The following is a 22,187-nucleotide window of genomic DNA, read 5'->3' on the forward strand; positions in this document are numbered from 1 at the left end:
CCGTCCCCCGCGGCCGCGACCATGCCGGCCTCGCGCCGCCGGCTCCGGGGCCCGCGCCGCGCGAGCGCCACGGCGACCGCGACCGCCAGGACGATCACGACGACCAGCAGCACGCGCCAGAGCACCCCGCCGAGCCCGAGCGGGTCGACGCTGAAGTCGAGGTCCGCGTCGTCGCCGTCCCGGATCGCGTCCTCGGCGACCTTGCGCAGCTCCCGGGCCCGGCGCTGCTCGGCCGGGGACGGGGCGGCCACGGCCGGCCCGACGGCGTCGCGCGCGGCGGCCGTAACCCCGGGCGCGGGTGTGATGTCGGCGTCGACGAAGGCGGACGCGATCCGAGGCGCGTCGGCGGCGGACGGCGACGACGCGACGGCCGCCGGCATCGGAGCCACCAGGCCGGCGAGCAGGACCAGCGCGAGCGCCACCGCCCTCCACCGCCGGGCGGCCGTCCACCCGACGGCGACGGCCGCCGAGGACCCGCGACCGGCCCGGGCGCCCGCCTCCCCCTCCCCCGCGCGGCGCCCGGTCACGCGCCCCTCAGCTCGTCGGCGGGTCGCCGCTGCCGCGGCCCCAGCGCTCCTCGGCGTCGGACGGGGTGCCCGGGTCCGGCAGCCCCCCGAGGCCGGCGCCGGACGTCGGGGGCGGGTCCTGCGCGGCGGGCGCGGCCCAGCCCGACGAGGACGACGGCGCGACGGGGGCCTCCGTCGCGTCCCAGCGGCGGACGGCGGGGTCCGCGGGCGGGGCGTCCGCCGGGCCGGGCGCGCCCATCGCGCCGGCGGCGGCCCACAGGTCGGCGGTGTCGCGGCCGGCGAGCGTGCGGTACGAGACGACGATCGGGGCGATGAACCCGGCGGTGAAGACCACGCCGAGGATCGAGGAGACGATGACGTAGGGGATCGCGGCGACGACGCCGGCCTCGTCGCTGATCGAGGAGACGGCGGAGAACAGCAGGCTCAGGAGCAGGCTGACGACGCTCGAGACGACCATCACGACGATCCCGACGAGCACGAGGATCCCGAAGAGGACCCAGAACCGGCCCTTCGACAGGACGAACGCCCGCTTGAACGAGCCGAGACCGGCGTGCTCGCTGAGGTGGACGACGGGCCAGAGGAGGACGCGGACGCCGAGCCAGATCAGGAACGCGAAGGCGGCGATCCCGACGAGCACGGCCAGCGCGCCGGCTGCGAGCGAGAAGAGGTAGACGACGATGATCACGCCGATCAGCACGAGCGTGGCCGCGATCGTGAAGACGATGCCCAGGCCGAAGAGCTTCGGGGTCTCGCGCAGCCCGTCGCACATGGCGGGGCGGAGCTTCAGGTGCTCGCGGCCCTCGAGCGCGCGGTCGGCCCCGCGGACCACCGAGACCGTGGCGGCCATGACGAACCACACGTAGACGACCAGGGCGATCAGGCCGAGGACGATGATCGTCGCCAACTGCCCGTCGGTGAAGTCCGGGACCTCGTGGACCCCGAGGGTGCTGTCGCCGAAGATCGTGGAGTCGCGCCCCTCCTCGAGGTGCGTCGCCACGTCGCCGACGGCGAAGTAGCCGATGAGGACGAGCAGCAGTGCGAACAGCAGCGGCACGATGTTGAGGACCAGCTGCGGGAGCAGCAGTGCACGCGGGTGGTGCCGCAGGAGCGCGAAGCCGCGATCCATGGTGACCCCGACCGGTAGGGGTGGCGACTGCTGCTCAGGGGTGCTCACGACGGGGACCTCCACACGGGTTGGCCCGGCGCACCCTAGCCGAGCCACCGGACCGGGGCGACCGGTGCGGCCGGACCTCCGAGGTCACCCCGATGGCGCCGCGCCGCTCGATCAGGCGCCGGGCCGACGCACCGGCCGGGCCCTCAGTCCTCGTCCCGGACCTCGTGGGCGTCGTCGACCTCGACCGGCGGCGGCCGGAACTGGACGATCGCCGTCGTGCGGGTGCCGTGGTACGGGACCAGCTCGTTGCGCTTGCGGAGCTTGTCGATCTCGACCTGCATCTCGGCGCGCAGGGTGTCGCGCATCTCGACGGTCTCGCGCTGCAGCTGGACGAGGCGCTCGGCGGCCTGGGCGTAGCGGCGCTTCTCGCGCTCGAGCTCGACCTCGAGCGCCAGCACGCGCTCGACCCCGGCCAGGTTCAGGCCGAGGTCGTTGGTCATCTGCTGGATCCGGCGCAGCCGCTCGACGTCGCTGTGGCTGTAGAGCCGCGTGCCCTTCGGCGAGCGCTTCGGCTCGATCAGGCCGCGGGACTCGTACATGCGCAGGGTCTGCGGGTGCATCTCCGCCAGCTCGGCGGCGACGGAGATCATGAAGACCCCGCGGTCGGCGTCGACCTCGATCGAGGTCGACGTGACGCGCACCGCCGCGCGGCGGCCGGTCCGCCCGCGGGCGGCGCCGCCCGTCGTGTCGTCGTCGGTCGCGTCCATCGGTCACTCCTCCGCGAAGAGCCGGTCGCGGGCCGCGGCCGGGAACAGCTCCGCGAACTGCTTGGCGGCGTCGCGCTGCTCGTCCGTGGACGGCTGCGGGACCTCGATCACGAAGCGGTAGCGGATGTCCCCGCGCCCGCCGCCGCCGAGCCGCGGCGGGCCCTCGCCGCGCAGGCGCTGGAGCGTGCCGTGCTTCGTGCCCGGCGCGACGCGGAGCTTCTTGCGCCCGTCGAGCGTCGGGACCTCGACGTCGGCGCCCTGCACCGCCTCGGCGATCGACAGCGGGACGGTGACCTCGACGTCGTCGCCGTGGCGCTCGAAGACGTCGGAGTCCGCCACGTGCGTGATCACGAAGAGGTCACCCGGGGGCCCGCCCCCGCGGCCGGCCTGGCCCTTGCCGGCGAGCCGCACGCGCGAGCCCTCCTTGACGCCCGGCGGGACGTTCACGCGGTAGCGCTTGGTCGTGTGGACCGCGCCCTCGCCCGCGCAGGTCGGGCAGGGGTCCTCGATGATCGTGCCGGCGCCGTGGCAGCGCGAGCACGGCTGGCTGATCGAGAACAGGCCCTGGCCCTGGGACTCGACGCCCCGGCCCTGGCAGCGCGGGCAGACGATCGGGCTGGTGCCCGGCTTGGCGCCGGTGCCCGCGCACGTGCCGCACGGCGAGGCCGTGCGGACGCTCAGCGGCACCTGGGCGCCGTCGATCGCCTGGCGGAACGACAGGGTGACCTCGGCCTCGACGTCGCGGCCGCGCTGCTGCGCGCCGCCGGGTCGGGCCCCGCCGGTGCGGCTCTGGCGGCCGGTGCGGCCCCCGAAGACGTTGCCGAGCAGGTCCCCGATCCCGGAGTCGCCGAAGTCGAACCCGGCGCCCCCGGTCGAGAACGCGCCGCCCAGCCCGCCGAACGCGCGGGCCTTGTCGTACTCCTTGCGCTTGTCGGCGTCGGAGAGGACGTCGTGCGCGGCGGAGACCTGCTTGAACCGCTCCTCGGCCGCGGTGTCCCCCGGGTTGCGGTCCGGGTGGTACTCGCGGGCGAGCTTGCGGTACGCCTTCTTGATCTCGTCGGGCGTCGCCTTCTTGTCGACGCCGAGGACCGCGTAGAGGTCGGGGCCGTTGTCCTGTCTGGTGCTCATTCAGTCGTTCTCTCGGCGGCGGCGCGTCAGCCCGCCACGACGACCTTCGCTGCGCGGAGGACATCGTCGCCGCGACGGTACCCCGCCTGGTAGACGGCGAGGATGGTGCCCGGGGGCGTGCCCTCGGGCGCGGGCTGCTGCGTCAGCGCCTCGTGGGCGTGCGGGTCGAACTGCTCGCCCGTCGGGTCGTACGCCTCGATGCCGGCCTGCGACAGCGCGGCGTGGATCTCGCGGTGGACGATCCGCAGGCCCTCGACGAGCTGCGCGTCGTGGCCCGGGACCTCGGGCTGGGCCGCGTCTTGATCCACGTGCGCGAGCGCGCGGTCGAGGTTGTCGAGCGCCGGGAGCAGCTGCTTGGCGAGCTTCGCGATCCCGCGGGCCTCGCCCGCCGCGGCGTCGCGGCGGGCGCGCTTGCGCACGTTGTCGAGCTCGGCCACGGACCGCACGTAGCGGTCCTTCCAGTCGGGCTCCTCCTCGACGACGGGCTCGGCGTCGAGGGCGGCCTCCGCCGCCGCCTCGTCGGCGGACGACTGGTCCGCGTTCGCGGCGGCGTCCTCGGCCGAGGCCTCGGCCCCGGGGCCGGCCGGATCGCCGGCGCCCGGGCCGTCGACCAGCGCGTCGCCGTCGACGTCACCCGGCGTCGAGCCGTCGTCGGGGGTGTTGCGCCCCGTGCCGGCCGCCCCGCCGTCGGCGGGGATCGGTCGGTCGGTGGACGCGCCGGTCCCGGTGCCCGTGGGCGCCGGGACGGGCTCGTGGTCGCGCTGCTCTTCGGTCATCGCGTGCTCCTGCGGATCGGTCGGGACGAAGGGCCGGGGCCTACTTCTCGTCCACGACCTCGGCGTCGACGACGTCCTCCTCGTCGGAGTCGGCCGCCGGCCCGGCGCCGTCGGCACCGCCGGCGTTCTCCGCCTGGGCGCGCTGGTAGAGCTGCTCGGAGACCTTGTGGAAGGCCTGCTCGAGCGCCTCGCGCTTGGCGGTGATCTCGGCGGCGTCGTCACCCTCGAGCGCGGTGCGCACGGCGGTGATGGCGTCCTCGATCTCCTTGCGGGAGGTCTCGTCGACCTGGTCGCCCAGGTCGGCGAGCTGCTTCTCCGCCTGGTACGCGCCCTGCTCGGCCACGTTGCGGGCCTCGGCCAGCTCGCGCGCCTTCTTGTCGGCCTCGGCGTTCGCCTCGGCGTCGGAGACCATCGACTGGATCTCCTCGTCGGAGAGCCCGCCCCCGGCCTTGATCTCGATCTTCTGCTCCTTGCCGGTGCCCAGGTCCTTCGCGGACACGTTGAGGATGCCGTTGGCGTCGATGTCGAACGTGACCTCGACCTGCGGCACGCCGCGGGGCGCCGGCGGGATGCCCGTCAGCTGGAACTTGCCGAGCGACTTGTTGTAGCTCGCCATCTCGCGCTCGCCCTGGAGCACGTGGATCTCGACCGACGGCTGGTTGTCGTCCGCCGTCGAGAAGATCTCGCTCTTGCGGGTCGGGATCGTGGTGTTGCGCTCGATGAGCTTCGTCATCACGCCGCCCTTGGTCTCGATGCCGACCGTGAGGGGGGTCACGTCGAGCAGCAGGACGTCCTTGACGTCGCCCGAGAGCACGCCGGCCTGGACGGCCGCGCCCACGGCGACGACCTCGTCCGGGTTGACGCCGCGGTGCGGCTCCTTGCCCGTGAGCTCCTTGACCTTCTCCTGCACCGCCGGCATGCGGGTCATGCCGCCGACGAGCACGATGTGGTCGATGTTCGACGCGCCCTTCTCCTTGGCGTCGTCCATCGCCTGACGGACCGGCGCGACCAGGCGGTCGAGCAGCGAGCCGGCGAGCTCGGTGAGCTTCGCACGGGTCAGGCGGACGTCGAGGTGCTTCGGCCCGGAGGCGTCGGCGGTGATGAACGGCAGGTTGATCTGCGTCTCCTGCGCGGAGGACAGCTCGATCTTCGCCTTCTCGGACGCCTCGAACAGCCGCTGCAGGGCCATCGGGTCGTTCTTCAGGTCGATGCCCTGGTCCTTCTTGAACTCGCCCGCGAGCCAGTCGACGATCGTCTTGTCGAAGTTGTCGCCGCCGAGGTGGTTGTCGCCGGCGGTCGACTTGACCTCGAAGACGCCGTCGCCGATCTCGAGCACGGACACGTCGAACGTGCCGCCGCCGAGGTCGAAGACGAGGATCGTCTGGTCGGACTCCTTGTCGAGGCCGTAGGCCAGCGACGCGGCGGTCGGCTCGTTGATGATGCGCTTGACGTCGAGGCCGGCGATCTTGCCGGCGTCCTTCGTCGCCTGACGCTGATCGTCGTTGAAGTACGCCGGGACCGTGATGACGGCGCCGTCGACGGTCTCGCCCAGGTACGCCTCGGCGTCGGCCTTGAGCTTCGCCAGCGTGATCGCCGAGACCTCCGGCGGGCTGTACTGCTTGCCCTCGGCCTCGATGCGGGCGTCGCCGTTGGCGCCGGCGACGACCTTGTACGGGACCATCGACTCCTCCTCGCGCACCTCGGCCTCCTTGCGGCCCATGAAGCGCTTGACGGAGGAGATGGTGTTCGTCGGGTTCGTGACGGCCTGGCGCTTGGCCACGGCCCCCACGAGGCGCTCGCCCTTCGCGAACGCGACGACGGACGGGGTGGTGCGGCCGCCCTCGGAGTTCTCGATGACGGTCGGCTCGCCGCCCTCGAGGACGGCCATGCACGAGTTGGTCGTGCCCAGGTCGATACCGATGATCTTGCCCATAAGTGCTCCTGCTCCCAGCCGGGGACTGCGTGAAATCTGAGTGGGAGTATGGCAGATCTTCGTATTTTCGCAATGCAGGTGATGCTCAGCGCAGCGGATGCAGGAAGAACGCGGGTAGAGATCCGGACGGTCGATGACATCGATGGGCCCACCCGCTCCGGCAGCCGCCCCCGAAGGCACAGACGCCCACCCCGGCAGCCCCCTCCCCGACGGCCAAGCGCGCACCGCCACCGGCATGGCCGCGACGCGGTCGGAGGCGTGGCGGTCACGAAATTGTCACCAGTCGCCGCCCGGCCGCGGCGTCTTTACATATGAACGAGCCGCCCTTGAGGCGAGCCTCGTCGTCCACCCGTCCACCTGTGTTCCGCCCGAAGGAGGCACCCATGAAATACATCCGCCACAAGCGCTCGCGCTCCGCGAGTGCGGCCGCCGCAGGCTGCGTCGCCGCGCTCGCGCTCGCCCCGGCCGCTCACGCCGATACCGCCGTCTTCTACGAGGGCAACCTCACAAACAGCCAGGGGGTGGGGTCGCCGTACTTCGTCTACCTCAGCGAGGTGTCCGCGCGTCAGCTCAGCACCGGCGGGAAGGCTTGCGTGACCGCTCGCAACACCGCTGGGGGGTTCGTCGGCTCCCCGGACTGCGTGAGCACCTACAACGCCGTTGCCGTCCACCCCTACTGCAGTTGCGAGCTCCGCCAAGGGTACGTCTTCAACGGTACGACGAGCACATTGTCGGTCCGTGCTCGATACGACTTCTCCTGATCCCGCGGCACCTGACAACCACGTCCCACCGGAACTACGATGACCAAGAACAAGATCGCTCTCATGGGCCTCGCCACAGCCGCGGTCGCCGCGGGCGCGACGACGGCCGTCGTCGCCCAAGCCGACTCCGACGCGCGGGCGCAGGCCCCGCTCGTCCGACCCGCGCTTGCCATCCTGAAGAACGCCCCGACCGAACCGTCCGCACGGCTGGGCAGCGCCGTCGGCAATCCCGACTTGGCCGACTTCGGCCTCCACACCGGCGACACGCGATCGGTCCGCAGCGGGACCTGGGCGATCGTCCCCGGTGACCGCGGTGCGTGCTTCGAGACCCCCACCGGCAAGCTCGGCTGCGGCCCCAACGACCAGCTCCGCGCCGGAGGAGCCGGGTTCGGCGTCTGGACGCCGAGGATGAACCCCGATGCGAAGGTCAAGCGCAACGCGGACGGTACCGAGACGGTCGTCAACGCGATCGCCGTGCGTGGGCCCGCGAGCTACGCCGGCATCGTCCCCGACGACGTCGCGCGCGTCGTCACCCGAAACGCTGCCGGAGAGACAGTGGACACCGCACCCGCCCGCGACAACGTCGTCGACCTCACGATCAACGATGTCGCGGGAATCATCGACGTCGCCACCGTCCGCCGCGACGGCTCGATCGCACGCGTCGAGCCGGGGCCCGCCCAGTGGAACCGGAAGTAACGCGCACCGGGACATAGTCTGCCATCCGGGGGCCGGACGAGGTCGCCGACGACGTGGCGTCCCGCCGCGACGACGCACCCCGTACGCGCCAACCTTCGCGTCCGCGACGCAGCCCGGATCTCCTGTTCAGCACGGACGATCCGCCGCGCCGGGCCGCGGAGGACCCGCCGTGCGACCCGCCGGACCGTGCGATGCTGCCGCGCCGATGGTCGACGACTTCGATCTGGACGCCGCCGAGCTCCGTGCCGGCGGAGCGGACCTGCCCCGGTTCGTCGAGGTCCTGGCCGCCAAGCTGGAGGACACGCTGCCGCAGAACACGGTCGTGGAGCGGCGGTCGGTGCGCTTCCTCTCCCGCGAGAAGCAGGTGGCGTCGATCGACGTGACGCTCGGCGACGACGGCTTCGGCCTGCGCCGGGACGGCGCCCGCGTCGTCACCGTCCGGCGGAAGGTCGTGCGCGGGATCACCATCCGCAACGACGAGCTCCCGGTCGCCGACTGGGTCACCGGCCTCGGGGCGGCGATCGCCCGCGAGGCCGGCGAGTCCAGCGCCGCGCACGTCGCGCTCTCCGGACTGCTCGGCTGACATGGGCTTCCTCCGGCGCATCCTCGGCGACGACGACGCGCCCGCGCCGGACGGGACGCCCGGCCCGAGCCGCGAGGAGCGCAAGGCCCGCGACCAGGCCGCCGAGGCCGAGCGCGAGACGTCGACCCGGCAGCTCGAGGCCGGCGGCCTGCCCGTCCACGCCGAGCGGCGCCTGCGCGAGCTGCGCGCCGACCGCGAGGGCCGCGCCACGGGCGACACGTTCTTCACCTCCGACCTCACCGTCAACGAGTTCGCGTTCTGCGACCTCGACGAGCTGCGCCCCATCACGCAGGTGATGGGCTCCTCGGTGTACCACGTCGGCTTCCAGTGGATGCCGTCCTACCGCAGCTGGGGCTCGTCGCAGGAGCTCTCGACGGTCTCGCACGCGTGGAACGAGGCGCGGCGCCTCGCGCTGGACCGCTTGGCGCAGGAGGCGCGCCTGGCCGGTGCGCACGCGGTCGTCGGGGTCCGCCTCCGGCGCTCGGCCCACGCCTTCGCGGCCGACGGCGTCGAGTGGATCGCCACCGGGACCGCCGTCGCGGTGCCCGGGATCCCCGTGCCCGCGGACCCGCCGATCTGCGACCTCAGCGCCCAGGACTTCTGGAAGCTGCGCCAGGCCGGGTACGCCCCGGTCGGCGTGATCGGCCACACGACCTCGTTCTACATCGTCGCGTCCGTCCAGACCCAGCGCGCGATGCAGGGCGGCCGGTTCTTCGGCGGCGCCCGCAACCAGGAGCTCGGCGACTTCACGCAGGGCATGTACGACGCCCGGGAGCTGGCCATGCGCAGCGTCCGGCAGCAGGCGAACGCCCTGGACGCCCACGGCCTCGTCGGCGTGACGATCGAGCAGACGCACCGCGTCCACAAGGTCAGCACCGGCAACGACACCGAGCGCGAGGACCTGATCGTGGACTTCCACGTGCTGGGCACCGCGATCGGTCGTCCCGGCGGCGCGATCGTGCCGCCCGCCGCCGCGACGACGACGGTGTGGCTGTGAGGCCCGCCGTCCGCCACGCCGCGGTGCGGCACCGCATCCCCCCTTCCGACGGTCGGCACGGCGCCGGCCCCACCGATCCCTCCCTCCGCACCCGTTCCCAGGAGCCCCAGCGATGAGCCAGCCCTACGACCCGAACTCGCTCGACGGCGTGCCGCAGCACGGGCGCGAGCGCCTGGAGCAGAACCGTCGCGGCCTGTTCACGTCGGACCTGTCGGTCAACGAGTTCCTCCTCGTCAAGCAGGCGGGGTTCGACCCGCTGGGCCTCGTCGTGGGCTCGTCGATCTACCACATCGGCTTCCAGCAGAGCTCGTGGAAGCAGAGCCAGGAGATGGAGGTCCTCTCCCAGGCGATGTACCACGCCCGCGAGCTGGCGATGACCCGGATGGAGGAGGAGGCCGACCAGCTCGGCGCCGACGGCGTCGTCGGCGTGCGGCTCGAGGTCGGCCGCTACGACTGGGGCGAGAACATGGCGGAGTTCATCGCGATCGGCACGGCGATCAAGCACCGCGACGGCGACCTGCACCGCGCGCCGAACGGCCGGCCGTTCACGTCCGACCTGTCGGGCCAGGACTTCTGGACCCTGCTGCAGACCGGGTACCGCCCCGTCGGCCTGACGATGGGCACCTGCGTCTACCACGTGGCCCACCGCGGGATGTTCCAGGCGATGAAGCAGGCCGGGCAGAACGTCGAGCTGACGAACTACACCCAGGCGCTCTACGACGCCCGCGAGCTGGCGATGGAGCGGATGCAGGCCGAGGCCGAGGCCGCCCAGGCCGCGGGCATCGTCGGCGTCCGCCTGCACGAGCGCAGCCACGGCTGGGGCTCGCACGTCATCGAGTTCTTCGCGATCGGCACGGCGATCGTGCCGGTCAGCGACGACCACACGATCCCGCCCCCGACGACGGTGCTGCCGCTCACCGGGTGAGAGCGCGAGGCCGCGGTCGGTTGAGGCTCGCCGCCGAGGCGGCGGCCGGTGGGACCCGCTGGAGCACGACGACGCTGACCTGGCCATCGATGGCCACCAGCGGTACGATCGACGCGTGCGCATCGGGATCGCTGAGGCCAAGACGCAACTCTCCAAGCTCGTCGCGCGGGCGGAGGCCGGCGACGAGGTCGTCATCACCCGCGCCGGCCGGCCCGCCGTCCGCCTGGTCCCCGAGCCGGCGAGGCGCCCGATCTCGGAGGCGTTCGGGAGCTTGCGGGGCGAGATCTGGATGGCCGACGACTTCAACGAGTTCGGCGAGGACCTCCAGCGCGACTTCGGGCTGCTCGACGACGAGTGAGGTTCCTCCTCGACACCCAGGTGGTCGTCTGGTTGTTCGACGACGCGCCGCCGCGCCTTCCGCCGGCGGTCGCGACGCTGATCCGCGAGCCCTCCGCCGACGTCCTGCTCAGCGCCGTCGTCCTCTGGGAGATCGCCATCGAGTCGTCGCTCGGCAAGCTCACCGTCCGGCCGGACTTCCGCGAGCACGTCGCGTCCTTCGACTTCGCGCCGCTCCCGGTCACGGACGTCCACGCCTGGGCGGTCCGCGACCTGCCGTTGCACCACCGCGACCCGTTCGACCGCCTGCTCGTCGCGCAGGCGCAGGTCGAGGGCGCGACGCTCGTCAGCGCCGCCCCGGCGATGCAGCGCTACGACGTCCCGGTGCTCTGGGACGACGCACCGCCGGGCGGCTGACCTCCCCGGACCCCGTGCTCCGGGACCGGGCGCCTGCCCTCCGCGGCCCCCGCCCCGGCCCCTACCAGGGCGCCTGCTCGTAGTCCTTGAGGAAGCAGCCGTGGACGTCCTCGCCGGCCTCGCCGCGGACGATCGGGTCGTAGACGCGGGCGGCGCCGTCGACGAGGTCCAGCGGGGCGTGGAAGCCGACCTCGGCCAGGCGCATCTTCTGCGGGTGCGGGCGCTCGTCGGTGATCCAGCCGGTGTCGACGGCGGTCATCAGGATGCCGTCCTGCTCGAGCATCTCCCGCGCGCTCGTCCGCGTGAGCATGTTCAGTGCGGCCTTCGCCATGTTCGTGTGCGGGTGCCCGGAGCCCTTGTACCAGCGACCGCCGAACTGGCCCTCCATCGCGGAGACGTTGACGATGTAGGTCCGGCGCGCCGGCGACGCGGCCAGGGCGGCGCGCAGGCGGGTGACGAGGATGAACGGCGCCGTCGCGTTGCAGAGCTGGACCTCGAGCATCTCCATCGCGTCGACCTCGCCGACGTTCTGGACCCAGGAGTTCGTGTCGTGCAGGTCGGGCACCAGGCCGCCGGCGTCGATCGCCGTACCGGCCGCGATCCGCGCGGGCGTCGCCGAGCGGGCCTCGAGCGCCATCGACGAGACCAGGGCGGGCGTCGGGGTCCAGTGGTCGCCGGTGGACTCCGCCAGTGCGGTCGGGCGCACGTCGCCGGGGCGGCCGAGCGTCATCACGTCGGGGATCCGGCCCTCCGGCAGCGCGGCGGCCTCCGCCTCGGCGAGCAGCGCGTAGGACTCGGCCGAGCGCCGCACCGTCTGCGCCGCGTTGTTGATGAGGATGTCCAGCGGGCCGCGGGCGGCGACCTGGTCGGCCAGCGCGGTCACCTGCGTGGGGTCGCGCAGGTCCAGCCCGACGACGTGCAGGCGGTCGATCCACTCGGCGCTGTCCTCCATCGCGGTGAAGCGGCGGACGGCGTCGCGCGGGAAGCGCGTGGTGATCGTCAGGTCCGCGCCGTCGCGCAGCAGGCGCAGCGCGATGTACATGCCGATCTTCGCCCGGCCGCCGGTCAGCAGCGCGCGCTTGCCGGTGAGGTCCGTGCGGGCGTCGCGCCGGGCGTGGTTCTTCGCCGCGCAGGGCGGGCAGAGCTGGTGGTAGAAGGCGTCGACCTCGCGGTACCCCTGCTTGCAGACGTAGCAGGCGCGGTCCTCCAGGAGGACGCCCGCGATGGCGCCCTTGGCCTCGGAGACGAGCGGCAGGCCCTGGGTCTCGTCGTCGATCCGGCCGGGTGCGCCCGTGGCCGTCAGCTGGGTGATGGCCTCGTCGTGGGCGACGATCGCGGCGCGCCGCTCGGAGCGGCGGCGCCTCCGGACCGTCTTGTAGATCTTCGACGTCGCGCGCTGGATCGCGAGCGCGTCGGCGTGGTCCTCCCCGAGCGCCTCGGCCTGCGCGAGGACCTTCAGGCAGATCGCCAGCTCCGCGGGATCGATCGCCAGGGACGGGTCCACGGGCGTCGCGTCCGTGCCGTCCTCGTCCTCGATCTCCTGCGTCATCGTCGCGCCCGTCATACCGCGTTTCCCACCGTCGAACCGTCGCCGCCGCGGGTGCGGGGCGACCCACAAGGGTACGGACCTCGGCCCGAGGCGTCGCGGGACGCACCGGCCGGGGCGGCGGCGGACCCGAGAGGCGGGACCGGACCGGTGCCGCGCATCGTCGAGAACCCCGCCGTCGCGCCAATTTATCTAATTCCTATTGGATATCGGTTATTTTGAACGGCTCTCCCGAACCCGTCGCAGGAGCACCGCATGCCGACCACCCCGCTCTCCCCCACCGATCCGCTCCGCTTCGCCTACTGGGTGCCGAACGTCTCCGGCGGCCTCGTGATCTCGAAGATCGAGCAGCGCACGTCGCACGAGTACGACTACAACAAGCAGCTCGCCGTCATCGCCGAGCGCGCGGGCTTCGACTACGCGCTCTCGCAGGTCCGCTACACCGCCAGCTACGGCGCCGAGAAGCAGCAGGAGTCCACGAGCTTCAGCCTGGCGCTGGGGCTGGCGACCGAGCGGCTGAAGATCATCGCCGCGGTCCACCCCGGCCTCTGGCAGCCCGCCGTGCTGGCCAAGCTCGTCGCGACCGCCGACAACATCACGAACGGCCGCTTCGCCGTCAACGTCGTCTCGGGCTGGTTCAAGGACGAGTTCACCGCGATCGGCGAGCCGTGGCTCGAGCACGACGAGCGCTACCGCCGCTCCGCCGAGTTCATCCAGGCGCTGCGCGAGATCTGGACGAAGGATCAGGCGAACCTCGCCGGCGACTTCTACCGCCTGCGCGACTACAACCAGCAGCCCAAGCCGCACGCCGTGGAGGGCCGCCCGCACCCGGAGATCTTCCAGGGCGGCAACTCGACTGCCGCGCGCGAGAACGGCGGCCGCTACGCCGACTGGTACTTCTCCAACGGCAAGGACTTCGACGGCGTCTCGGAGCAGGTCGCCGACCTGCGCCGCATCGCCGCCGAGGCCGGCCGCACCGACGGCCCGAAGTTCGGCCTCAACGGCTTCGTCATCGTCCGCGACTCCGAGAAGGAGGCCAAGGACACGCTGCGCGAGATCGTCGAGAAGGCCGACCGCCCGGCCGTCGAGGGCTTCGGCGGCGCCGTCACCCAGGCCGGCGCGTCGACGGGCGACAAGCAGGGCATGTGGGCGGACTCGACGTTCGAGGACCTCGTCCAGTACAACGACGGTTTCAAGACCCGCCTGATCGGCACCGCCGAGCAGGTCGCCGAGCGCATCGTCGAGTACAAGAAGCTCGGCGTGAACCTCAACCTCCTCGCCTTCCTGCACTTCCAGGAGGAGGTCGAGTCGTTCGGCAAGGACGTCCTGCCGATCGTCCGCGAGCTCGAGGTGCAGAACGGCCTGGACCCCGCCGCCGTGCCGGACCCGCTCGAGGGTCTGACGGTGCCGGTCCCCGTCTGAGCGGCTCCGCGCCGCCCAGACCCGAACGCCCGGCGCCGCCCCCACGTGGGCGGCGCGCCCGACCCGACAGACTGGAGCGCGATGAGCGCCGCCGAGACCACGACCGTCCCGGTCCTCCGCACCGACGAGGAGGCGATCGCCGCCGCCACCGCGCTGGCCGGCGAGCTGCGCCCCGGCGCGATCGAGCGCGACCGCGCCGGCGGGGTCCCGCGCGCGGCCCTCGCGGCGCTGGACCGCAGCGGCCTGATCGGGATCACGGTGCCGCGTGCGCACGGCGGCGCCGAGGTCTCGCACGTGACCCTCGCCGAGGTGATCCGCCTGATCGCGGCGGCCGACCCGGCGATCGCGCAGGGCCCGCAGGGGCACTTCCTCTTCGTCGACGTCCTGCGGCAGCTCGGCACACCCGATCAGCAGGCGCGCGTCTTCGCCGACGTCCTCGCCGGACGGCGGCTGGGCAACGCCCTGGCCGAGCGCGGCACCAAGCACGCGATGGCCCTGCAGACGACGCTGTCGCGGGGCGGGGCGGCCGGAGCCGACCGGACCGCGGGCGGCGACACGGGCGGCGCCGGGGGCCTCGTCCTCAACGGCCGCAAGTACTACTGCACCGGGGCCGCGACGTCCCACCGCATCGCGGTCACGGCCGTCGACGACGCCGGCGACGTCGTCGCGGCCTTCGTCCTGCGCGACGGCCCGGGCGTCACCGTCGAGGGGGACTGGGACGCGATGGGTCAGCGCGCCACCGCCAGCGGCACCACGACGCTGGAGGACGCGCCGGTGGAGGAGGACCTCGTCCTGCCCTACGGGACCGCCTACGCCGGCCCCCAGCTGCTCGGCGCCCGGGCGCAGCTCGTCCACGCGGCGATCGAGGTCGGGATCGCCGGCGGGGCGTTCGCCGACACCGTGACGTTCGTGCGGGAGAGGAGCCGCCCGTACTTCGAGGCCGCGGGCGCGGGCTACGAGCGCGCGGTCGACGACCCGCACGTCCTGCACCGCACCGGCGAGCTGTCGGCGCGCCTGCACGCGGCCGAGGGGCTCCTGGAGCGCGCCGGGCGCGTGCTCGACGGGCTCCCCCACGTCCCCGCGACGCGCGCGGAGGCGGCCACGGGCTCGCTCGCCGTCGCGGAGGCGAAGGCGTTCGGGTCCGAGGCCGCCGTCGCGATCGCCAGCGAGCTGTTCGCGCTGACGGGCGCGAGCGCGACCGACGAGCAGCACGACCTGCACCGCCACTGGCGCAACGCGCGGACCCACTCGGTCCACGACCCGATCCGCTGGAAGTACCACCACGTCGGGGCGGGGATCCTCGCCGACGCGGCGCCCCCGAACCACGGGCAGATCTGACCCGAGCCGGGTGGGCGCCGGTCCGGGCAGGGCGTCCGGCGTCCCGCGGGAGTCGGTCGGTGTGGCGGCCGCGACGGCCGTCGGGCCGGGCGCTGCGACGGTCGCGCCCTCCCGGGCGACGAGCGGTGCGGCGGCCCCTGGCGCACCGCCGCTATCGTGGCCGCCCGTGAGCTTCGACGATCTCGTCCGCCGCGCCGGCGATCGCCTGGCCCGTCCCGCCTCGCGCCGGCAGTTCGTCGGTGCCGTCGGCATCGGCACCGCCGCGGTCGCCTCGGGCGGGCTGCTCGGCTGCGGCGACGACGACTCCAAGAGCGCTCCGCGCAAGCGCCGGATCCCGTTCCAGAACGAGGACTTCCGGTCCGTCGCCGCGGACGCCGTGCCGTCCGGCGCCGTCGGCCAGGACGCCGTCGCGGTCTGCTACTCGCCCTACGTCGTCGTCGCGACCGAGGCGAGCACGAAGCGCGAGGGCAAGACCGGCGTCGCCGTCCGCAAGGGCCCGCACCCCGACGCCGAGATCGTCCTCACCAACGAGGGCGACGAGGTCTTCGTCCACGAGGGCGGCCACTTCGCCCGACAGAGCGACCGCGAGGCCCCGGGCTGCGCGTCACCGCCGCTGCGCAAGCAGATCGACGGCTGGATCTGGGGCTACCCCGGCCACGACGTCCGGTCGAAGAAGAGCGGCTGGATCCCGCTGGAGATCGGCGGGAAGGTCTACACGCGGTCGTCCCCGGACTACCGCGACCAGCCGAAGAACGACGGCTTCCTCTGCGGCCCGGCGCGCAAGGACTTCGACTGCCGCGACGCGGTCGCGTCGCAGAAGGCGTGCGGCCACGACGACTGCGGCGGACCGCCGCTGGACGACATCCGCTGCCGCGCGACCCCGCTGCGGCGCCGCGTCCGCCAGGCCATCAGCCGCAAGGCCTCGAACTTCGAGGACTACTACCTGCGCCTGTCCTTCAACTCGACCGCGTTCGGCTGGGTCGAGCCCGGCGACGTCGTGGACGAGCTCTGCCGCCGCTCCGCCCCCTCCTACGGCGTCTGCTGCGTCGAGTGGAGCTTCGTCGAGATCGTCCGCAGCGAGGCGCTGCCGAAGGGCACCCGCGGCTGGATGCTCGAGACCGGCCTCGCCCGCGAGGGGCGCAAGCCGCTGTCGCGCACCGGCGCGCCGGGCAACTTCCGCCGGGGCTGAGTCCCGGGGCCTCGGGGGCGGCGGGCCCCGCTCCCGGCGGCCAGGGCGCCGCCGACCGTCACCGGGACCGCGCGCCCGCCCCGCTCACAGCAGGAAGCGGTCCCCGAGCGACGCGGCGACTGCCAGGGCCGCGCCGAGGTCGCTGCGCGCCGCGACGCCGAGCTTGCGGAACGCGGCGGTCAGGTGCATCTCGACGGTGCGCGGGACGACCACGAGGTGCTCGGCGATCGACGCGTTGGTCAGGCCGTCGGCCGCCATCTGCGCGACCCGGAGCTCGGCGGGGGTCAGGGCGGCGGGGCCGCGGAGGACGTCGCTGCGCGGCCGGCCGCCGGCCGCGACCAGCGCCGCCCGCGCCTGCGCCGCCGACCGTGCCGCGCCGCAGCGCACCGCCAGGTCCAGCGCGTCGCGCAGCGGCTCCCGGGCGTCCTCGTGGCGGTCGAGACGGGCGAGCTCCCGGCCGATGGCCATCCGCGCCCGGACCCGCGCCGCGGGGTCGGCGACGGCGTCGACGAGCTCGGCGACGTGCTCCAGCCGGGCGAGGCGGGTGCTCTGCGGGGTGATCGTCGCCGCCGCCAGCACCGCGATCGCGAGGGCGCGCGGCAGGCCGACGAGCCGGGCGTTGCGGAGCTCCTCGGCGACGAGCCGACGCGCCTCGAGGTCCTCGCCGTCGGCGTGGAGGAGCAGCGCGAGGCTCGAGCGCCAGGGCAGGAACCCCGGGTGCTCCATCCCGGCCGCCGCGAGCCGGGCGCCGCCCTCCCGCAGGTCGGCGACGGCCTCCGGCCGACGGCCCTGGGCCTCGCGCAGCAGGGCGCGGCTGACCAGGACGGCGTTGCCGGCGCAGTCGTCGGGGAGCGCGCCGTCGAGGCCGGCCCGCACGAGCGCCGCCTCGGCGTCGTCCACCCGGTCGCGCTCGAGGAACCCTTCGACCAGGGACGCCACGGCGAACCGGCCGTAGGAGCCGAGGCCCGCCTCGCGGGCCAGCGCCTCGGCCTCCTCGGCGTCGGCGAAGGCGGCGGCGAGCTCGCCGGACCTGCGGTGCAGGTTCGAGCGCACGGTGAGCGCCGAGACGAGGACGCCGACGTCCCCACGGTCCCGCGCCCCGGACGTGAGCGCCTCCAGGGCCCGGGCGGCGTCCGCCCGCTCGTCGGCCAGCACGAGCACCGCGGCCGCGTCGACGGCCGCGTGCGACGGCAGGGCCGACGGGCCCGTGACGTCGGGGCGCGCCAGCACGCGCCGGGCGACACCGACCGGGCGGTCGACCGGGGCCGCCCGCAGGACCTCCGCCAGCGCCGCGTCGACGAGCAGCGCGCACTCGGCGGGCGTCGTGCCGGCCGGCTCGGGAAGAGGGTCGCTAGGCGACGGCGGCACCATCGACGTCCGATCCTACGGTTCCGACGGCTGAGCGGTGCGGGATGCACGGCGTCCGTGACGCATCGCGATCGGGGGCGAGACCGGGACCAGGCACGCCGCATCCGCCCGTAGCGGCGGCGCGCCACGCCGGGCGCCCCGACCGGGCTGCCCGGCGCCGCGCCCGGCGCCGCGATGGCCGGTCACCCCACCGGCGCGTCGCGGGCGTCCGCGGTCCGGCGCGCGACGGCCCGCAGCCGCTCGAGCCCGTCGGGCCGGTCGATCGCGGCGACGATCCCGTCCGGCGAGATCCCGAGCATCGACGGCGTCGTCGGGCGCCGCAGCTCGCGGGGCAGGACGTCGACCGAGATCGCCGGGACGCCGGGGAGCGGGCGGCGACGCAGGTGCTCCGCGGCGTCGGCCTCGCGCAGCGCCAGGACGCTGACGAGCCGCACCGGGGGCCCCTCGTCCCGGAGCGCCTCGAGGTCCTCCTCGACCCCGACGCAGCCCGCGCAGCCCGGCGAGTGGAAGACGAGCAGCGTCCCGACGCCCTGCGGACCGCCGAGCTCGAGGACGAGGTCGCCGTCGGCCGGCGCCGAGCCGGGGAGCAGCCGGACGGTCGCCGTCGGGACGGGATCGCCCTCGGCGGCGTCCCAGTCGGGCGCCTCGTAGAGCGTTCCGCCGTCGAGCTCGTCGAGCCGCAGCCGCAGCTCGGCCGTCTGCCGCAGCGTCGAGAGCACGACGGCCACCAGCAGCGCGATCACGACCCAGCCGAGGACGGCGGAGACGACCCAGACGGTGCCGACGGACGCGACGAGCAGCGGAGCGGTCATCGGACGGCCTCGGTCGCGGCGACGGCCGGGGACGCCGGTCGGACCGGGGCGCGGGTCGCGGGGCCCGTCATCGGAGCTCCCCCGCGCCGGCCGCCCACGTGCGTCGCAGCGCCGCGGCCAGCTGCCACGCGCACGAGAGCCCGACGGCGACGGTCGCGCCCCCGGCGAGGTCGTCGGCCCCCAGGTCCCACGGCGCGGCGGGCGGCCAGGCGACGACGACCGCTGCGGCGACGACGAGCAGCCCGTTGCGCAGGAGCGCCTGGCCGGCGGGGGCGTCGCCGGCGCCCCCGAAGCAGTGGCAGGACGCGAGCGCGGCGGGGGCGCGGCGGGCGGCGACGCGGAGCGCGACCGTGAAGGCGACGAGCACGAGCGCGGCGACGACGGCCGCGACGCGCGGGACGACCCCCACGAGGAGGAGCGCCCCGAGCGCGAGCTCGGCGGCCGCCAGGGCGCGGGTCAGCGCGAACGCGGGGACGGTGGGCCGCAGCGCCTGGCGCAGGAGGACGACCATCCCGGCGGGGTCCCGCAGCTTGGCGGCTCCGGAGGCGAGGAAGACGCCGGCGAGCAGCAGCGACAGGGCCGCGGGCATCGGTCGAGGGTACCGCGGGGCGGCCGGCGACCCGGCGACCGGGTCGTGGTCGCTCGCCGCTCGTGCGGTGCGCGGGCGGGACGGCCGGGTCCTGGCCCCGCGCCGCTCGTGCGGTGCGCGGGCGGGACCTCCGCGCCGTGGTCCCTCGCCGCTCGTGCGGTGCGGTGGCGGGGCGGACGGCTACAGTCCCCGCGATGCAGGCCCCCGGTGATCGCCCCGGCCCCCCGTCGCCCGAGGATCCGGCGACACCGCCAGCCCGCGATCCCGCGGCGACCGACGCGGGCACGACCGGGGCCGGGCCGGGAGCAGTGGCCGCCCCGTCGGAGGCGACGGGCGCACCGGTCGCCGCGGGCTCCGGTGCCGGGGCGTCCCGTGGCGCGGAGGATGCCACCGGCGATCCGGAGTCGTCCGCCCCCGCAACCGACGACGCCGGCCGCACCGGCGGCACCCGCGCCGCCCTCGTGACCGCCGGCTCGCGCCGCCCGTGGCTCGTGGCGATCGCCCTCGTCGTCCTCGGCGGCCTGGTCCTGCGCCTGTGGGGCATCCGCTGGGGCCTGCCCTACGCGTACAACCTCGACGAGCGATCGCACTTCGTCCCGCGGGCGGTGGCGTACTTCCAGGACTCGTCCCTGGACCCCGACTACCAGCTCAACCCGTCCGGCCTGATCGAGTGGATCGCCGCGGCGCTCTGGATCTTCAAGGGCGGCAGCGACGGCGTCGTGAAGGCCTGGAACACCGACCCGGGCGCGATCTGGACGATCGCCCGCGTCTCCTCCGCGCTCCTGTCGACCGTCGCGATCGGCCTGATGTACGCGGCCGGCGCGCGGCTCTTCGACCGCCGGGTCGGCCTGCTGGCCGCCGCGATCCTCGCCTTCGCGTTCCTGCCGACGCACTACGGCCACCTGGCGCTCAACGACGGCCCGTCGCTCGCGGCGACCGCGCTGGCGCTGTTCGCGATCGCCGGGATCGTCCGCTACGGCCGCCGGCGAGACTACGCGCTGGCCGGCGCGGCGGTCGGCCTCGGCTTCGGGCTGAAGTACAACACCGCCTTCATCGCACTGCCGCTGCTGACCGCAGCGGCGATCCACGCCCTCGGCTGGCGCCCCGGCGACCTGCGCCCGGGCGCGCGCGGCGCGTACGCGCCGGAGGACCCGAAGGACGTGCGGGCGCGCGCCGCGACGTCGGGAGACGGCGGCCTCGCCGCGGGCACGGACGGGCGACGGGACGACGCCGGACGTCGCGATGCGGCGGCGAGTGCCGGCGACGCGACCCCGGCGGCCACGACGGGTGCCCCCGATCACGCCACGACAACCGGCCCGGCCACCGCCACCGGCCTCGCCGCGCGTCTCCCCGGCGCGCGTCCAGCGATCATCGGCCTCGTCCTCGCCGGCGTCCTGGCCGTCGTCTGCTTCTTCGTGATGGACCCCTACGCCGTCCTGCGGCCCGGGTTCTTCCGCAGCGAGGTCGAGCACCTCTCCGACTACACGAAGGGCGGCCTGCTGCTCGGCGAGACCCAGCGCTCCGGCTACCGCTACTACGCGTGGTCGCTGACCTGGGGCTTCGGCGTCGCGCCGATGCTCCTCTGCGTCGTCGGCGGGATCCGGACGCTGCTGCGCGACCGCTGGCAGTTCCTCGTCCTCGTCCCCGCGCCGCTGATCTTCCTGCTCTACGTCGGGTCGCAGGGCCGCTACTTCGCGCGCTACGGGATGCCGGTCTACCCGGTCCTGGCGCTGCTCGCGGCCGCCGGCGGCGTCTGGCTGGCCGCGTTGGTCCTCGACCGGCTGCGCAGCTCCGGCCGCCTGCGGACGGCGCTCGCCGGCGTCGCCGTGCTCGTCGTCCTCGGGCAGGGACTCGTCCTCGTCGTCCACAACGACGTCGTCCTGACGCGGGAGGACACCCGCACCGAGGCCCGCGACTGGATGGTGCAGCACATCCCGGCGCGGACGACGATCGTCGTCGAGCCGATGGTCCCGCGCGAGTGGTACGCCGACGGCGCGGTCGTGAAGGCCGGCTCCCGCCAGGGCTACCGCTGGGAGCGCCTGACCCGCACCGGCGCCGAGAAGCAGGCGCTGATCCGGAAGTACCCGAAGCTCCGCAGCAACATCCGGCGCTCCGCCGACTTCGCCAACTACGGCTACACGGTCTTCCCGGGGATGCTCGACTTCTACCGGCAGAAGGGCGCCTGCTGGATCGTCTCCGGGTCCCTGCAGACCGGCCGCGTCTTCAACAACCCGAAGCGCGTCCCCCAGGCGATCAAGTACTACCGCGCCCTCGAGCGCCAGTCGGACCTGATGTACGAGTCCAAGCCGTTCGACGGGGCGGGCTCGAAGAACTACTTCCAGTACGACATGGCGTTCAACTTCGGCCAGCTGCGCTACGACCGCCCGGGCCCCTCGATGCGCGTCTACCGCCTGCACGACTGCACGCCGAAGGTCGTCCCGGTCCAGCAGGACCGGCGGGGCTGAGGGGCGGGGCTGACCGGCGGGAAGGCGCGGGCGGTCGGCGGGGCGGGCGGTCGGCGGGGCGGGCGGGCGGCGGCGCGGGCGGTCGGCGGCGCGGGGCGAGGCCGACGGACAGGGGCCAGCACCAGCGTTGCTACCTGGCAGGAAGGTTTCCTGGTGGCCGTGGCCGATGCGGTCGGCAGACCGGCTCGGCCGGCGGACCGGCACGGTCGGCGTCCGGCACGGTCGGCGTCCGGCACGGTCGGCGTCCGGCACGGTCGGCGTCCGGCACCAGCGTTGCTACCTGCCAGGAAGGTTTCCTGGTGGCCGTGGCCGATGCGGTCGGCGGACCGGCACGGTCGGCGTCCGGCACCAGCGTTGCTACCTGCCAGGAAGGTTTCCTGGTGGCCGTGGCCGATGCGGTCGGCGGACCGGCACGGCCGGCATCCGGCACCAGCCTTCCTACCTGGCAGGAAGGTTTCCTGGTGACCGCGGCCGATGCAGTCGGCGGACCGACGCGGT

20 protein-coding genes and 1 pseudogene are annotated in these 22,187 nt (G+C 74.3%); 11 read left to right on the forward strand and 10 right to left on the reverse strand.

The genetic code is table 11. The features are described 5' to 3' along the window. The 6 genes and pseudogenes from AB0L40_RS14400 to dnaK form a co-directional block, all read right to left on the reverse strand. Positions 1-422 (reverse strand): annotated as a pseudogene (locus AB0L40_RS14400) (hypothetical protein); the annotation flags it as partial. Between the two features lie 112 nt (positions 423-534). Next, a complete protein-coding gene (locus tag AB0L40_RS14405; RefSeq protein WP_364355460.1) occupies positions 535-1,701 on the reverse strand; it encodes a hypothetical protein in 1,167 nt (388 codons plus the stop codon). Between the two features lie 143 nt (positions 1,702-1,844). Then, positions 1,845-2,408, reverse strand: coding sequence for a helix-turn-helix transcriptional regulator (locus AB0L40_RS14410; protein ID WP_364355463.1), 564 nt, complete (start codon positions 2,406-2,408; stop codon positions 1,845-1,847). Between the two features lie 3 nt (positions 2,409-2,411). Next, a complete protein-coding gene (locus AB0L40_RS14415; protein WP_364355466.1) occupies positions 2,412-3,536 on the reverse strand; it encodes a J domain-containing protein in 1,125 nt (374 codons plus the stop codon). Positions 3,537-3,562: 26 nt separating this feature from the next. Then, complete coding sequence (locus AB0L40_RS14420) at positions 3,563-4,312, reverse strand: nucleotide exchange factor GrpE (RefSeq protein ID WP_364355469.1); 750 nt, start codon at positions 4,310-4,312, stop codon at positions 3,563-3,565. A 40-nt stretch (positions 4,313-4,352) separates the two neighbouring features. Beyond that, positions 4,353-6,245 (reverse strand): molecular chaperone DnaK, encoded by a 1,893-nt coding sequence (dnaK, locus tag AB0L40_RS14425; RefSeq protein WP_364355472.1) that lies wholly within the window; start codon positions 6,243-6,245, stop codon positions 4,353-4,355. 383 nt (positions 6,246-6,628) lie between these two features. Between dnaK and AB0L40_RS14430 the strand changes: the two genes are divergently transcribed. The 7 genes from AB0L40_RS14430 (at position 6,629) to AB0L40_RS14460 (ending at position 10,960) form a co-directional block, all read left to right on the forward strand. Further along, complete coding sequence (locus tag AB0L40_RS14430) at positions 6,629-7,006, forward strand: hypothetical protein (RefSeq protein WP_364355475.1); 378 nt, start codon at positions 6,629-6,631, stop codon at positions 7,004-7,006. Between the two features lie 39 nt (positions 7,007-7,045). Further along, complete coding sequence (locus AB0L40_RS14435; RefSeq protein WP_364355478.1) at positions 7,046-7,702, forward strand: hypothetical protein; 657 nt, start codon at positions 7,046-7,048, stop codon at positions 7,700-7,702. A gap of 205 nt (positions 7,703-7,907) precedes the next feature. Then, positions 7,908-8,285: a hypothetical protein gene (locus AB0L40_RS14440; RefSeq protein ID WP_364355481.1), complete on the forward strand. Its 378-nt coding sequence runs from the start codon at positions 7,908-7,910 to the stop codon at positions 8,283-8,285. Position 8,286: 1 nt separating this feature from the next. Continuing rightward, positions 8,287-9,282 (forward strand): heavy metal-binding domain-containing protein, encoded by a 996-nt coding sequence (locus AB0L40_RS14445; protein WP_364355484.1) that lies wholly within the window; start codon positions 8,287-8,289, stop codon positions 9,280-9,282. A 112-nt stretch (positions 9,283-9,394) separates the two neighbouring features. Next, entirely contained in the window at positions 9,395-10,207 is an 813-nt protein-coding gene (locus AB0L40_RS14450) for a heavy metal-binding domain-containing protein (RefSeq protein WP_364355487.1), read from the forward strand. 115 nt (positions 10,208-10,322) lie between these two features. Continuing rightward, positions 10,323-10,565, forward strand: coding sequence for a type II toxin-antitoxin system prevent-host-death family antitoxin (locus tag AB0L40_RS14455; protein ID WP_364355490.1), 243 nt, complete (start codon positions 10,323-10,325; stop codon positions 10,563-10,565). Then, the gene (locus AB0L40_RS14460; protein ID WP_364355493.1) at positions 10,562-10,960 is read left to right on the forward strand and encodes a type II toxin-antitoxin system VapC family toxin; all 399 of its coding nucleotides are present in this window, start codon (positions 10,562-10,564) and stop codon (positions 10,958-10,960) included. Before AB0L40_RS14455 ends, AB0L40_RS14460 begins: the two co-directional genes overlap by 4 nt. A 61-nt stretch (positions 10,961-11,021) precedes the next feature. On the opposite strand, the gene AB0L40_RS14465 is transcribed toward AB0L40_RS14460, so the two are convergent. Next, on the reverse strand, positions 11,022-12,509 hold the full coding sequence (locus tag AB0L40_RS14465; protein ID WP_364355495.1) for an SDR family NAD(P)-dependent oxidoreductase: 1,488 nt from the start codon (positions 12,507-12,509) through the stop codon (positions 11,022-11,024). Between the two features lie 252 nt (positions 12,510-12,761). Between AB0L40_RS14465 and sfnG the strand changes: the two genes are divergently transcribed. The 3 genes from sfnG (at position 12,762) to AB0L40_RS14480 (ending at position 16,455) form a co-directional block, all read left to right on the forward strand. Then, positions 12,762-13,928: a dimethylsulfone monooxygenase SfnG gene (gene sfnG, locus AB0L40_RS14470; RefSeq protein WP_364355498.1), complete on the forward strand. Its 1,167-nt coding sequence runs from the start codon at positions 12,762-12,764 to the stop codon at positions 13,926-13,928. Positions 13,929-14,009: 81 nt separating this feature from the next. Then, positions 14,010-15,266, forward strand: a complete 1,257-nt coding sequence (locus tag AB0L40_RS14475; RefSeq protein WP_364355501.1) for an SfnB family sulfur acquisition oxidoreductase — start codon at positions 14,010-14,012, stop codon at positions 15,264-15,266. Positions 15,267-15,432: 166 nt separating this feature from the next. After that, on the forward strand, positions 15,433-16,455 hold the full coding sequence (locus AB0L40_RS14480) for a hypothetical protein (RefSeq protein ID WP_364355504.1): 1,023 nt from the start codon (positions 15,433-15,435) through the stop codon (positions 16,453-16,455). Positions 16,456-16,539: 84 nt separating this feature from the next. On the opposite strand, the gene AB0L40_RS14485 is transcribed toward AB0L40_RS14480, so the two are convergent. The 3 genes from AB0L40_RS14485 to AB0L40_RS14495 all read right to left on the reverse strand — a co-directional run bounded on the left by AB0L40_RS14485 (position 16,540) and on the right by AB0L40_RS14495 (position 19,224). Next, complete coding sequence (locus AB0L40_RS14485) at positions 16,540-17,826, reverse strand: LuxR C-terminal-related transcriptional regulator (RefSeq protein ID WP_364355507.1); 1,287 nt, start codon at positions 17,824-17,826, stop codon at positions 16,540-16,542. A 179-nt stretch (positions 17,827-18,005) separates the two neighbouring features. Beyond that, positions 18,006-18,635, reverse strand: coding sequence for a hypothetical protein (locus tag AB0L40_RS14490; RefSeq protein WP_364355510.1), 630 nt, complete (start codon positions 18,633-18,635; stop codon positions 18,006-18,008). 67 nt (positions 18,636-18,702) lie between these two features. After that, complete coding sequence (locus tag AB0L40_RS14495; protein WP_364355513.1) at positions 18,703-19,224, reverse strand: MauE/DoxX family redox-associated membrane protein; 522 nt, start codon at positions 19,222-19,224, stop codon at positions 18,703-18,705. A gap of 194 nt (positions 19,225-19,418) precedes the next feature. Between AB0L40_RS14495 and AB0L40_RS14500 the strand changes: the two genes are divergently transcribed. Then, positions 19,419-21,689, forward strand: a complete 2,271-nt coding sequence (locus AB0L40_RS14500) for a glycosyltransferase family 39 protein (RefSeq protein WP_364355516.1) — start codon at positions 19,419-19,421, stop codon at positions 21,687-21,689. Positions 21,690-22,187 lie beyond the last annotated feature (498 nt).

The organism is Patulibacter sp. NPDC049589 (assembly GCF_040675535.1).
In the GTDB taxonomy this organism is placed as follows: domain Bacteria; phylum Actinomycetota; class Thermoleophilia; order Solirubrobacterales; family Solirubrobacteraceae; genus Patulibacter.